Annotated in this window: 14 protein-coding genes; 6 read left to right on the top strand and 8 right to left on the bottom strand. The window is 62.7% G+C overall.

Features of this window, described 5'->3' with window-relative positions; all coding sequences use genetic code 11:
• Positions 1-42: 42 nt before the first annotated feature.
• The 5 genes from PSH87_RS07850 to cynR form a co-directional block, all read right to left on the bottom strand.
• Positions 43-336: a YcgL domain-containing protein gene (locus tag PSH87_RS07850; protein ID WP_017736294.1), complete on the bottom strand. Its 294-nt coding sequence runs from the start codon at positions 334-336 to the stop codon at positions 43-45.
• A complete protein-coding gene (gene rnd / locus PSH87_RS07845; RefSeq protein ID WP_305433046.1) occupies positions 333-1,466 on the bottom strand; it encodes a ribonuclease D in 1,134 nt (377 codons plus the stop codon). Before rnd ends, PSH87_RS07850 begins: the two co-directional genes overlap by 4 nt.
• Before the next feature lie 123 nt (positions 1,467-1,589).
• Positions 1,590-2,195, bottom strand: a complete 606-nt coding sequence (locus tag PSH87_RS07840; protein ID WP_017736296.1) for a class I SAM-dependent methyltransferase — start codon at positions 2,193-2,195, stop codon at positions 1,590-1,592.
• A gap of 101 nt (positions 2,196-2,296) precedes the next feature.
• Entirely contained in the window at positions 2,297-3,667 is a 1,371-nt protein-coding gene (locus PSH87_RS07835) for a glutamine synthetase family protein (RefSeq protein WP_305433045.1), read from the bottom strand.
• Between the two features lie 246 nt (positions 3,668-3,913).
• Positions 3,914-4,777 carry a transcriptional regulator CynR gene (gene cynR / locus PSH87_RS07830; protein ID WP_305433044.1) on the bottom strand — a complete coding sequence of 288 codons (864 nt, stop codon included), beginning with the start codon at positions 4,775-4,777 and terminating at the stop codon, positions 3,914-3,916.
• Positions 4,778-4,889: 112 nt separating this feature from the next.
• On the opposite strand from cynR, the gene PSH87_RS07825 reads away from it, so the two are divergent.
• Genes PSH87_RS07825 through PSH87_RS07815 form a run of 3 tightly spaced genes read left to right on the top strand, consistent with a single transcriptional unit; the run spans position 4,890 to position 6,917 of the window.
• Entirely contained in the window at positions 4,890-5,522 is a 633-nt protein-coding gene (locus PSH87_RS07825) for a carbonic anhydrase (protein WP_017736299.1), read from the top strand.
• Between the two features lie 30 nt (positions 5,523-5,552).
• Positions 5,553-6,023: a cyanase gene (cynS, locus tag PSH87_RS07820; RefSeq protein ID WP_305433043.1), complete on the top strand. Its 471-nt coding sequence runs from the start codon at positions 5,553-5,555 to the stop codon at positions 6,021-6,023.
• Between the two features lie 54 nt (positions 6,024-6,077).
• Positions 6,078-6,917, top strand: a complete 840-nt coding sequence (locus PSH87_RS07815) for a cache domain-containing protein (RefSeq protein ID WP_305433042.1) — start codon at positions 6,078-6,080, stop codon at positions 6,915-6,917.
• Between the two features lie 166 nt (positions 6,918-7,083).
• Here PSH87_RS07815 and pobA read toward each other — a convergent pair whose 3' ends face one another.
• Complete coding sequence (gene pobA / locus PSH87_RS07810; protein WP_305434275.1) at positions 7,084-8,268, bottom strand: 4-hydroxybenzoate 3-monooxygenase; 1,185 nt, start codon at positions 8,266-8,268, stop codon at positions 7,084-7,086.
• Between the two features lie 189 nt (positions 8,269-8,457).
• Here pobA and PSH87_RS07805 point away from each other — a divergent pair, with 189 nt between their 5' ends.
• Positions 8,458-9,336 carry a helix-turn-helix domain-containing protein gene (locus tag PSH87_RS07805; protein ID WP_017736303.1) on the top strand — a complete coding sequence of 293 codons (879 nt, stop codon included), beginning with the start codon at positions 8,458-8,460 and terminating at the stop codon, positions 9,334-9,336.
• 131 nt (positions 9,337-9,467) lie between these two features.
• Here PSH87_RS07805 and PSH87_RS07800 read toward each other — a convergent pair whose 3' ends face one another.
• Together PSH87_RS07800 and PSH87_RS07795 are read right to left on the bottom strand one after the other, a co-directional pair.
• Positions 9,468-9,644, bottom strand: a complete 177-nt coding sequence (locus PSH87_RS07800) for a hypothetical protein (RefSeq protein WP_177325328.1) — start codon at positions 9,642-9,644, stop codon at positions 9,468-9,470.
• 100 nt (positions 9,645-9,744) lie between these two features.
• The gene (locus tag PSH87_RS07795; RefSeq protein WP_305433041.1) at positions 9,745-10,650 is read right to left on the bottom strand and encodes a LysR family transcriptional regulator; all 906 of its coding nucleotides are present in this window, start codon (positions 10,648-10,650) and stop codon (positions 9,745-9,747) included.
• A 107-nt stretch (positions 10,651-10,757) separates the two neighbouring features.
• Here PSH87_RS07795 and PSH87_RS07790 point away from each other — a divergent pair, with 107 nt between their 5' ends.
• Entirely contained in the window at positions 10,758-11,624 is an 867-nt protein-coding gene (locus tag PSH87_RS07790) for an MBL fold metallo-hydrolase (protein ID WP_305433040.1), read from the top strand.
• A gap of 34 nt (positions 11,625-11,658) precedes the next feature.
• A complete protein-coding gene (locus tag PSH87_RS07785; protein WP_305433039.1) occupies positions 11,659-12,273 on the top strand; it encodes an NAD(P)-dependent oxidoreductase in 615 nt (204 codons plus the stop codon).
• Positions 12,274-12,339: the final 66 nt, after the last annotated feature.

Raw genomic sequence — 12,339 nt, 5'->3', positions numbered from 1 at the left:
CGATTGCATTGAAAAATGTGCCCCGGAGGGGGCACTGACCGATCACATCGGGTCGTTGCGGCGCAGCAATTCTTCGGGCAAGTGTTCGATGTACTCGTCCTCGGGCGGCGGCATTTGCAGGTGATAGCCCTGCTTGTCGAGGTTTTCCAGGACTTGCGCGATGTCTTCCTGTTGCAGCTTGCGCTCAGGCGTCAGCACCAGGTTGAACGCGAGCAGCGGTTTGCCGAATACAGCAAGCAGGCCTTCGGGCACCCGTTCCAGTTCGTCGCTTTTCAGCACGTAGAGGTACATGCCGGCGCGTTTGGAGCTGCGGTAGATGGAGCAAATACGTTTCAAGGCTGTTCTCCGGCAGTGGCCAGGCTGTCGAGCAGCGCCTGGCCCATCAACTCGCGGCGCCAGCCACGCAGCGAGTCTGGCAATTGGTAAGGCCCATCGGGGTAGCCACTTTTGACCAGGGCTTCGAGGGTTTTCTTGCGCAGCATCAGTTCCGGGGCCATGTCCAGGCGCTCGGCTTCGGCCTGGCCGAGGGCGCGCAGTTGCTTGATCAGCGTGGCGGCGTCCACCGGCAACGGCTCGGCCACGGCCGGCGGCCATTGGTCGATGGACACACTGCCGGCACGCTTGATCAGGTCCAGCAGGAACTGGCCGTCCTGACGCACGGTGCGCGGGTGCATGTCTTCGATCTTGCCCAGGGCGGCGAGGTTATCCGGCTGGGTCTTGGCCAGGGGCCACAACGAGTGTTCGCGAATGATGCGATTGCGCGGCAGGTCACGGGCACGGGCTTGCTGCTCGCGCCAGGCGCACAGTTCACGCAATACGGCGAGCTGGGCGCGGGACAGTTTCCACGCCAGCTTGGCGTCGCGGTACACCTCGTACGGGTCGGTTTCGCGGCGCAGGTTGGCCACCAGCTCCGCACCGTCTTCCAGCACCCAGGCGTATTTGTCGTCGGACAGCTGCGGGCGCAGGCGCACGTAGACTTCGGCCAGGTGCACCGCGTCTTCGGCGGCGTAGCTGATCTGCGTCTCGGACAATGGCCGCTGCAGCCAGTCCGAGCGGGTCTCGCCCTTGGGCAGCTCGATATCCAGCACCGCTTGCACCAGGCGCGAATAGCCCATGGAGAACCCGAGGTTCAGGTACGCGGCGGCCAATTGGGTATCGAACAGCGGCACCGGCAGGCTGCCGGTCAGGCGCAGCAACACTTCCAGGTCTTCGCTGCAGGCATGCACCACCTTGATCACCGCCGGGTTCTCCAGCAAAGCGGCCAAAGGTTGCCAGTTGTCGATGGTCAGGGGGTCGATCAGGTAAGCGCGCACGCCATCACCAATCTGGATCAGCCCGGCAATGGGATAAAAGGTGTCGACCCGCATGAATTCGGTGTCGAGGGCGACGAATGGCAACTGCTGCCATTCGGCGCAATGCTGGCCGAGGCTATCGTTGTCGCAGATCCAGTGAATATCGATGGCCACACGGCTCTCCCTTGAAGAATGGCGCGCAGTATATATCGCGAAAGGGCCTCGCGAGCACTCGCAATACCCCCGCCATCATGAAAACTCCGACAAGAGACGAAAGAATAGTCCGACAGGCGGCAGTTATCCTCTCTTACGCAGCACGTAGACCCGCCACAGCTTGGAGCCGGGCATGAATTCCTGGTGGTTGAGCACGCTGAAACCGGCCTGACGAAATTCGTCCTCCACGGCCACGGCCACCGCCGAATTGACCGAGACGATCACCGTGTCGCGGCTGACTCGATGAAACTCGCGCAGCAAGGCCAGGCGCCCTTCGCTGCTGGGCACATGGCGAAACAGCTCCAGGCAGAAAATGCAGTCCACGGCATTCGCCGACAGGCCGATGGAAAACGCCGAGCCCTGGAACGTCTTGATCCGCTTGAGCAGCGCCGCCGGGTGGTGGGTGCGGGCGTGGTCGAGCATGGCCTGGGAATTGTCCGAGGCCAGGATCACGCGGTTGACGTGCTCGGCCAACACCGGCCAGAAGCGCCCCGAGCCGCAGGCCAGGTCGAGGATCAACCCCGGCTCGCCCGCCACCTTCAGCGCGTGGCGCACCAACCGTTCATCACGCCACGCCGCCAGGCGCTGCAACAGCCCGGGCGGACGCGTGTCGCCGCAGACCCGTGCGTGCTCACGGTCACAGCGCTCGGCGTATTCGATCTCGATGGAGGATGGAGGTTGTGGCGACATCACGGGCCCATATGAAGGAAACGATAGTGAACGACCTTATGCCGCAGCTTAACCACTGCAACGTGAAAAAAAGGTCGAAGCCTTCACCACCGCAAACCCGATCAGGCTTGATGCAGATACCAACGCCAATCCTGCTCGCCGACCTCGCCCATGAACTGGCGGTATTCGGCGCGTTTGACCGCCAGGTAGACGTTGAGGAACTCGCGGCCAAACGCGTCCCGCGCCCAGCTGGAAGCTTCCAGCGCACGCAAGGTGGTCAGCCAGTCGGTGGGCAACAGCTCCTTGGCCTGGGCGTAGCCGTTGCCTTCCACCGGTGCGCCGGGGTCGCGGTGTTCGCGGATGCCGCGATGGATGCCGGCGAGGATCGCGGCGGCCGCCAGGTAAGGGTTGGCGTCGGCGCCGCAGATGCGGTGTTCGATGTGCCGGGAGTTGGCCGGCCCGCCGGGCACGCGCAGGCTGACGGTGCGGTTGTCCACGCCCCAGGTGGCGGCCAGCGGCGCGTAGCTATTGGTCTGGAAGCGCCGGTAGGAGTTGGCGTTGGGGCAGAACAGCAACAGCGAGTCGAACAAGGTGCTGAGCATGCCGCCCACTGCCTGGCGCAGCAGCGGCGTGCCATCGGCGGCCTCGCTGGCGAACAGGTTGCGGCCCTCGGCGTCCGCCAGGCTCACGTGCATGTGCATGCCGGTGCCGGCCAAGTCGTCGAACGGCTTGGCCATGAAGCAGGCGGTCATCCCGTGTTTGTGCGCCACGCCCTTGACCAGGCGCTTGTAGCGCACGGCTTCGTCCATCGCTTGCAGGGCGTCGGAGCGGTGTTCCAGGGTGATTTCCACCTGGCCCGGGGCGTATTCGGAGATCGCCGTCCGCGCCGGGATGCCTTGCAGTTTGCAGGCACTGTAGAGGTCGGCGAGGAACGGCTCGATCTGCTCCAGCTCACGCAGGCCGTAAACCTGGGTGGAACGCGGGCGCCCGCCGTCCACATCCCGCGCCGGTTGCGGGCGGCCATGGCTGTCGGGCTTCTGGTCCAGCAGGTAGAACTCCAGTTCGGCCGCCATCACCGGGTAATACCCGTCGGCCTTGAGCCCGTCGATCACCCTCGCCAGCAAATGCCGGGGATCGGCCACGGTAGCGGGTAATCCTTCTGTCGGATGCATGCTGACTTGCACCGCCGCCGTCGGAATCAAGCGCCACGGCATGCGCTGCAAACTGCCGCTGATCGGGTAGGCGCGGCAGTCGATGTCGCCCACATCCCAGACCAGCCCGGAGTCTTCCACGTCATCGCCATTGATGGTCAAGCCGAGGATGGTGCTGGGCAACGGCCGGCCGCTTTCGTACACCGCCAACAGCTCATCGCGGTGCAGGAGTTTGCCCCGTGGCACGCCGTTGTTGTCGAGGATAAACAGCTCGAACATCTCGATGTCCGGGTGTTGCGCAAGAAAGGTGTGGGCTTCGTGCAGGCAGGCAAAGTCACTCATGGGAATTCTCATACGTGTGCGTCAGGCAGGCGCGCAAGTGCACGCCCTACGGGGGGCGGATCAACGTAGGAGAATGGCGTCTGGTGGGCGCGCGTGCCGGCAGTGGAACAGTGCCCAGAAAGCCAGCTCGGGAAGCGTGTCGGGGGAACCGTCCATGGGGGATCACAGTGAGGTCGATGCCCGGCAGCGTCACACGCCCGGATAGTTGGTTAAATTCAGGGTTGACGGAGTTTGGTTGCAGCTTGGCTAAACATTCGGCATGGCCTTGATCAGTTCGACAAACGCCGTGCACGCGGCGCTGCGATAGGCGCCCTGGCGACTCAACAGGGCCACCGTGCGCTGCGGCAACGCGGGGGTGATCGTCACCGCGTGCAACCCCGGATGGGCCGAGGCAATCGCGCTGGGCAGGATGGTGGCCAACGCGGTATTACGCACGATTTCAATGATCGCGCTGATGGAATTGGCCTCCATGGCGATGGGCGGTTTCACCCCCTGCTGGCGGCAATAATCATCGATATAGCGGCGGGTCGCGAAGCCAGGGTTCAACAGCACCATGGGCTGTTCCAGCCACGACGGCGCCTGCAACGCCGGGTGGCTGGCGCTGACGACCACGCTGAGCGCCTCGACGAACAGCGCCTCACACGCGATATCCGGCAGGTGTTCGCCGGTAAAGCCGATGCCGATGTCCAGCACGTCCTCGGTCAGCGCGGCTTCCATGCGGTCCTGGGTCAGCTCTTCGACACTGACCGTGATCCCCGGATACAGGGCGTTGAAGCGCGCCAGCAGCGGGCCGATCAGGTAGGCGGTAAAGGTCGGTGTCATCGCCAGGCGCAGGTGGCCGCGGCTCAGGTCCTGCACGTCATGCATGGCGCGGGTGCCGGCCTGCAGGTCCTGCAAGGCCAGGCGCGCAAAACGCACATAGGCCTCACCGGCGTCGGTCAGGCTGATGCTGCGCCCGGAGCGGTCCAGCAGCGGCGCACCCAGGGTTTCTTCGAGCTGCTTGATCTGTTGCGACAAGGTCGGCTGCGACACATGCAGCGCCTCGGCAGCCCGGGTGAAATTGCGATGCTCGGCAACGGCCAGCAGGTAACGGATATGGCGCAACAACATCAACGGCACTCCAACTATAGGCATGACTTATAGAAACTATAATAAGCCGGTCTTGGACGCTATAGCTGAAAACTTCCATCCTTGCCCCATCAGCGACGCAAGGAGAATCACCATGCAGCATCTCATCGACGGCTTCCGCAAATTCCAGAGCGAAGCCTTTGCCCAACGCAGCGACCTGTTCAAACACCTGGCGACCACCCAAAGCCCCGGCACCTTGTTTGTGTCCTGCTCCGACAGCCGTGTCGTCCCGGAGCTGCTGACCCAGCAGGAACCTGGCGATCTATTCGTCATCCGCAACGCCGGCAACATTGTGCCGTCCTACGGACCGGAGCCTGGCGGCGTGTCGGCCACCGTCGAATACGCGGTAGCGGTGCTGGGGGTCAGCGACATTGTGATCTGCGGCCACTCGGACTGCGGCGCGATGACCGCGATCTCCACCTGCAAATGCCTGGATCACCTGCCGGCCGTGGCCAATTGGTTGCGCCACGCCGAGTCGGCCAAGGTGATCAACGCCGCCCGTGACCACCTCTCGGACGCCGCCCGCCTGAACGCCTTGGTGCGCGAAAACGTGGTGGCACAACTGGCCAACCTCAAGACCCACCCCTCCGTCGCCCTGGCGCTGGAACAAGGCCGGCTGACCCTGCACGGCTGGGTGTACGACATCGAAACCGGCGCCATCGACGCCCTCGACCACCGCAGCGGGCGCTTCGTCGCGCTGCTGGATCAACCCCAGGTTCACGCCTGAACCCCCTTTCCAAACCCAGAGGACATCACCATGTTGCAAGCTCAATTCGCGCAAACCCCACGCCTGGCCCTGGCCGATACCGTGATCGACCTCAAGGCGCGCAAGAACCTGTCCTGGCAGGACCTCACCGACGGCACCGGCCTGAGCCTGGCGTTTGTCACCGCCGCCCTGCTCGGCCAGCACCCGTTGCCTAAAGAAGCCGCCGACGTGGTCTGCGACAAGCTCGGCCTCGACCAGGACGCCAGCCGCCTGCTGCAAAGCGTGCCCCTGCGCGGCAGCTTCCCCGCTGGCGTGCCGACCGACCCGACGATGTACCGTTTCTACGAAATGCTGCAGGTCTACGGCTCCACCCTCAAGGCCCTGGTGCACGAGCAATTTGGCGACGGCATCATCAGCGCGATCAACTTCAAGCTGGACATCAAGAAAGTCGCAGACCCGGACGGTGGCTCCCGCGCGGTGATCACCCTGGATGGCAAGTACCTGCCCACCAAACCCTTCTGAATCGGCGCCGACCGTCTACGCTCTTGGCACACAGACAAGAACGAGGGACGGACCATGAAGGCAATGCTGCGCATCACCTGGCTGCTGCTGTTGTGTTGCAGCCAGGTACACGCCGCAACCGTTGAGGAAGCGGACGCGCAAGCCGCCAAGGCTTTGCTGGAAAAAGCCTTGGCGTATTACCAGACCCAGGGCGACAAGGCGTTCGCCGCCTTCAGTCGCCAGGGCGAATTCATCGACCAGGACCGCTATGTATTCGTGGTCGATACCCAGGGCGTGCTGCTGGCCAGCGGCGGGCCCTCTTCCGCCTTGATCGGGCGTGAGGTGAGCGAAGTGCTCGGGCCGGATCTGCGCCAGTCATTCAAGGACGCACTCAAGGTGCCGGAAGGCCAAGGCATCCAGCAGGCCGACTACCGCTGGCAAAACTGGAACGACGGCAAGGTCGAACACAAACACGTGTTCTACCAGCGCGTCGACGAACGCATCCTCGCTGTGGGTTACTACTTGCCCCGGGCCACCCCGGAACAGGCGCGGGCGCTGCGCAACAAGGCGGTGGACGCGCTGGTCAAGGATGAGGCCGGCACGCTCAAGGCGATCAATTCCTTGCAGGGCGGCTTCCTCCAGGATGACCTGTATGTGTTTGTGGTCGATCTCAACACCGGGCGCTACGTGGCCCATGGCACCAACCTGCGGCTGATCAACACCGACTTCAGCAAGATCAAGGACCCCGACGGCAAGCCGGTGGGCGAACCGATCCTCAAGCTGATGGCCGAGCAGGACCAGGGGGAATACAAATACCGCTGGAAGAACCCGGTGACGGGCAAGGTGGAGAACAAGCATGCGTATTTGCGCAAGAGCGGGCATTTCATGGTGGCGGTCGGGTACTACAGCCCTTAAGCAAGATTGAAATGCGGTCAAAAACTGTGGGAGCTGGCTTGTGTGGGAGCTGGCTTGCCTGCGATGCAGACACCTCGGTACATCAGGCAAACCCAGTTGATGCCATCGCAGGCAAGCCAGCTCCCACAGGGGCCATGTTCCTACAGTTGAATCTTCGTTATGCCTATTATTCGATGGCTTCGTAGGGCAGTCCGACGTAGTTCTCGGCAATGGTCCTACGCCCCGCCTCGGAATGAATGAAGTACTCCAGCTCACTCTCGGCAATCCGCTGGCTGAACCCATCCGCCTCGGGAAACTGATGCAACATTGACGTCATCCACCAGGAAAACCGCTCCGCCTTCCACACCCGCCGCAGGCAGATCGCCGAGTATTTCTCCAACAGATCCACACGCCCCTCGCCATACACCTTGAGCAAAATCCGGTACAAGGTACTTACATCACTCGCCGCCAGGTTCAAGCCCTTGGCCCCGGTGGGCGGCACGATGTGCGCCGCATCGCCGAGCAGGAACAGGCGCCCGTGCTGCATCGGTTCCACCACAAAGCTGCGCAAGGGCGCGATGCTTTTCTCGATGGACGGCCCGGTCACCAACTGCTCAGCCAATTCGCCAGGCAGGCGGGTTTTCAGTTCATCCCAAAAGCGTGCGTCCGACCATTCATCCAGCGGTTCCTCCACCGGCACTTGCAGGTAGTAGCGGCTGCGGGTCGGCGAACGCATGCTGCACAGGGCAAAGCCGCGCGGGTGTTTGGCGTAGACCAGTTCAGCGTGCACCGGCGGGGTGTCGGCGAGGATGCCGAGCCAGCCGAAGGGGTACACGCGCTCGAAGATTTTCAGTGATTCCTGCGGAATCGACTGACGGGCAACGCCGTGGAATCCATCACAACCGGCGATGTAATCGCACTCCAGGCGATAGGTTTCGCCCTGGTGTTCGAAGGTGAGCCACGGCCGATCACTTTTCACATCGTGGGGCTGCACGTTGCGTGCTTCGTAGAACGTGCTGGCACCGGCTGCGGCGCGGGCGCTCATCAGGTCGCGGGTGACTTCGGTCTGGCCGTAGATCATCACCGACTGGCCGCCGGTCAAGGCCTTGAGGTCGATATGGGTAAGTTGGCCGTTCAGGGCCAGCTCAAAGCCATCGTGCACCAGCCCCTCGCGGTCCATGCGCTGGCTCACACCTGCCTCGCGCAGCAGATCGACCATGCCTTGTTCCAGCACCCCGGCGCGGATGCGGCCTTGCACGTAATCGGCGCTCTGGCGTTCCAGGATCAGGGTCTGGATACCGGCGTTATGCAGCAGTTGGCCGAGCAACAGCCCGGAGGGGCCGGCGCCGATGATGGCGACTTGGGTTTTCAGGGTTTTCATTATTTTTATCGCCTGTCCATTCAACCCGAACGGATTGAGTGAAAGAGTTGTCATTGGTCTTGTGGCTGACATTTTTCACTTGAGTGGCCGGCATAAGAAGGTGAAAACTGAGCCAAAGCCTGCGCTTTTTGCCAATCGGGGCGATTACCGCACCACTCTCCTGGGTATCGGATTGAAACCATGACCAAAACCGCGATTCCGGTCTTCAAGCTTTACGGGGAGGATCAGCAATGGCCGACCCCCGATTTGTTGCACTGCGAAACCATTTCCCGGCGCAGTCGGGAATACCAGTGGGAAATCCAGCCCCACCGGCACGCGGATCTGTGCCAGTTGTTGTATGTGCACAAAGGCCAGGCTCACCTGGAAATCGAAGGCCAACGCACCACGATCAACGAAGCGACGCTGCAAGTGCTGCCGCCGCTGTGCGTGCATGGGTTTCGGTTTGCCGAAGACGTCGAGGGTTATGTGGTGACACTGGCGGCGCCACTGGTCAGCCACTTGCAGGCGCAACTGGGGGCCACGGTAGACGGCCTGCAGGCACTGGGAAATTATCCGGCGGGCAAGGACAGCGACTACCTCAACCACCAGTTCGCCCGCCTGCAGGACGAATACGCCGATGAACAACCGGCGCGGGACATGATGATGCACGCCCTGGTCAGCGTGCTGCTGGTATGGATCAGCCGCCAGGCGATCCAGCGCCGCCACCCACGGGCACCGCGCGGGCGCGAGTATTTCCGGCGGTTTACCCAACTGGTCGAACAGCATTACCGCGAGCATCCGAAGATCGAGGATCTGGCCCACAAGCTGGGGATCTCGGTCTCACACCTGAACGGCACGTGTCGGGAGTTGGGTGGGCAACCGGCGTTGCAGATCATGCATGACCGCCAGTTGCTGGAAGCCAAGCGCCTGCTGACTTACACCAGCATGAGTATCAATGAGATGTCCGAAGTGCTGGGTTTCTCCGACCCGACCAACTTCTCGCGACTGTTTCGCCGACGGGTGGGGTTTTCGCCGAAGGCGTTTCGTGAGCAATTGAAGGCCGAAGTAACACCGAGCTAAAAGGTGGGCACTGGCTTGTGTGGGAGCGGGCCTGCCCGCGATAGCGGTGGTTCAGTTGAAACAGCTTTTGCTGGCACACCGCAATCGCGGGCAAGCCCGCTCCCACATTTAGATCTTCATCGCCACAATTTCTAGCGCAACGCGCTGAAACTGCCGGTATGCGGTACACACTGGTCCTGATGACAGCTGATCGCAAAGCTCGGCTGCATGCGGGTTTGCTCGACGCGGTAGGCGGCAGTGCCGTACAGCGCACTGGCAACCGCGCAGAGGGAGAAAATCATCAGGTACTTTCTGGTTTTAATGCTCATGGCACAGACCTCTGAGCGGGACTACAGGGTGCTGTTTAAAGCATAGGCCAGCCAGGGCGAGTTGCCATTATTGGCCCCTATTCAATCTGCTTATATTGGCTCAGAGACCGACGTCCCACGCAGGCTCCTGCGGAAACCTCTCCACCAGAAAATCCAACAGGCTGCGCAACGCCGACGGCATGTGCTTGCGCGAGGCGTATACCGCGTAGATGTTCATCTGCCGGGGCTCGGCCGCGGGCAGCAGGCGCACCAGTTCGCCACGGCGGATGTGATCACCCGCCTGATAACTGGGCAGCATGCCGATGCCGGCCCCGGCCAGCGTCACGCGCAACAGGGTGCTGGCCTCGTTGGCGGTGATATTGCCGTGCACCGGCACCGACACGTGCTCACCGCCCTCTTCGAAATGCCACAGGCTTTTGCCGAAATAGGAGTGGGTGAGGCAGTTGTGCCGCGCGAGGTCCTCGACTTTCTGCGGCGCCGGATGCTCCAGCAGATACGCAGGGCTGGCGCACACCACCGAACGACAGACGGTCAGGCGCCGGGCGATCAGGTTGGGGTCCAGGTCTGTGCTGGTGCGGATGGCCAGGTCGATGCGTTCATCCACCAGGTTCACCGTGCGGTCGAGCATTTGCATGTCCACCGTCACCAGCGGGTAGCGCTTGACGTAGTCGGCGATGGCGTCGGCCAACTGCGCCTGGCCGAACGAGGTGCTCACGCTCAGGCGCAACAGGCCACGGGGCGCGTCATCCGGTTCGCTGACGGCGGCCTGCATGTCGCAGCTCAGTTCCAGCAGTTGCCGGCAACGCGGCAGGGTTTCGCTGCCGGCGGCGGTCAGGCTGAGCTTGCGCGTGGTGCGGTGCAGCAGGCGCGCGCCGACCCAGTCTTCCAGCTCCGCCAGGTAGCGCGAGACCACCGGGCGCGACAGGTCCAGATGATCGGCGGCGGCGGACTGGCTGCCCAGGTCCACCACAGTGACAAACACGCGCATTGCTTGAAGACGATCCATGATCTGCCCGATTTCAGAAACAAACTATGTCCCAGCATCGCATTTTTAGTTGCGTTTGGTGCAACTAAGCTCTGTGCATCCTTTGAATCGACTGCTGGAGCTGCCCGATGCTGTCCACCCTCAAACGCTTGACCCTGGCCACCGCCGCCCTGGCGTTCGCCGCCCATGCGGCCGCGGCCGACCTGACCCTCGACGTGTACAACCCCGGCGAAGCCGCGATCTTCCCGGTCAGCTCGGTGCTGGTCAGCGGCGCGAAAGACGCGATCCTGGTGGACGCGCAATTCGGCAAGGCCCAGGCCGAACAGCTGGTGCAGAAGATCCGCGCCAGCGGCAAGCACCTGACCACCATCTACATCAGCCACGGCGACCCGGACTACTACTTCGGCCTCGACACCCTCACCGCCGCGTTCCCCGACGCCAAGGTGCTGGCACCACAACCGGTGGTCGATCACATCAAGGCCACCGTCGCCGGAAAACTGCAATTCTGGGGCCCGAAAATGGGCGCCGACAAGCCGGCCAAAACCATCGTGCCGGACGTGCTGCCCGGCCACAGTCTGAGCCTCGAAGGCCAGCAACTGGAGGTCATCGGCCTCGACGGCGCGCAGCCGGACCGCAGCTTTGTGTGGATTCCGTCGATCAAGGCCGTGATCGGTGGCGTGGTCGTCGCCGAGAACATCCACCTGTGGATGGCCGACACCCAGGGCGCGCAGTCCCATAAAGACTGGCTGGCGACACTGCAACGCATCCAACAGCTGAAACCAAAGACCGTGATCCCGGGCCACTACCTCGGCACCCCGACGCTGCAATCGGTGGCCTTTACCGCCGGCTACATCAAGGCCTTCGACATCGAGACGGCCAAAGCGAAGGATTCCGCGGCCCTGATCGCGGCCATGAAAAAGCGTTACCCGACCCTCGCCGACGAAAGCTCGCTGGAACTCAGCGCCAAAGTCGCCAAGGGCGAAATGAAGTGGTGAATGGTTTTAAACCCTTAACGAACTGGAGAACGTCATGAGCAAGATTGCAATCATTGGTGCCACCGGCCGTGCCGGTAGCCAACTGCTGGAAGAAGCGCTGCGTCGTGGGCATACCGTCACCGCCATCGCCCGCAATACCGACAAGCTCGCCCCACGCCCGGGCGTCACCGTCAAACAGGTCGACGCGCTGGACGCCGAGGCCCTGCAACACGCGGTCAGCGGCAACGATGTGGTGATCAGCGCCGCACACTTCGCCACCCTGCCCGCCAGCGCCGTGATCGGCCCGGTGAAAAAAGCCGGGGTGAAACGCCTGCTGGTGGTGGGCGGCGCGGGTTCGCTGTTGCTGCCAGATGGCAGCCGTGTGATTGACAGCCCGGGCTTTCCGCCGGAGTACAAGGCGGAAGCCAGTGCGGGTGCTGACTTCCTCGCAGCGCTGCGCCAGGAGCAGGAACTGGATTGGACCTTCCTGTCGCCGTCGGCGGAGTTTGTGGAGACCGAGCGCACGGGCACATTCCGCGTGGGCCAGGATGATTTGCTGGTGAGCAGTGAAGGCCGCAGCTGGATCAGCTTTGCGGACTATGCGATTGCGTTGATCGACGAAGTGGAATCGCCGAAGCACTCGCGCCAGCGTTTCACTGTGGGCTACTGACACAACGCGGTAAAAACCTGTGGGAGCTGGTGTGACTGATTTATCGCCATCGCGGGCAAGCCCGCT

It is taken from the genome of Pseudomonas sp. FP453 (assembly GCF_030687495.1).
GTDB lineage: Bacteria > Pseudomonadota > Gammaproteobacteria > Pseudomonadales > Pseudomonadaceae > Aquipseudomonas.
Note: the sequence above shows the minus strand (reverse complement) of the source record. Positions and strands in the feature narration are given on the sequence as shown.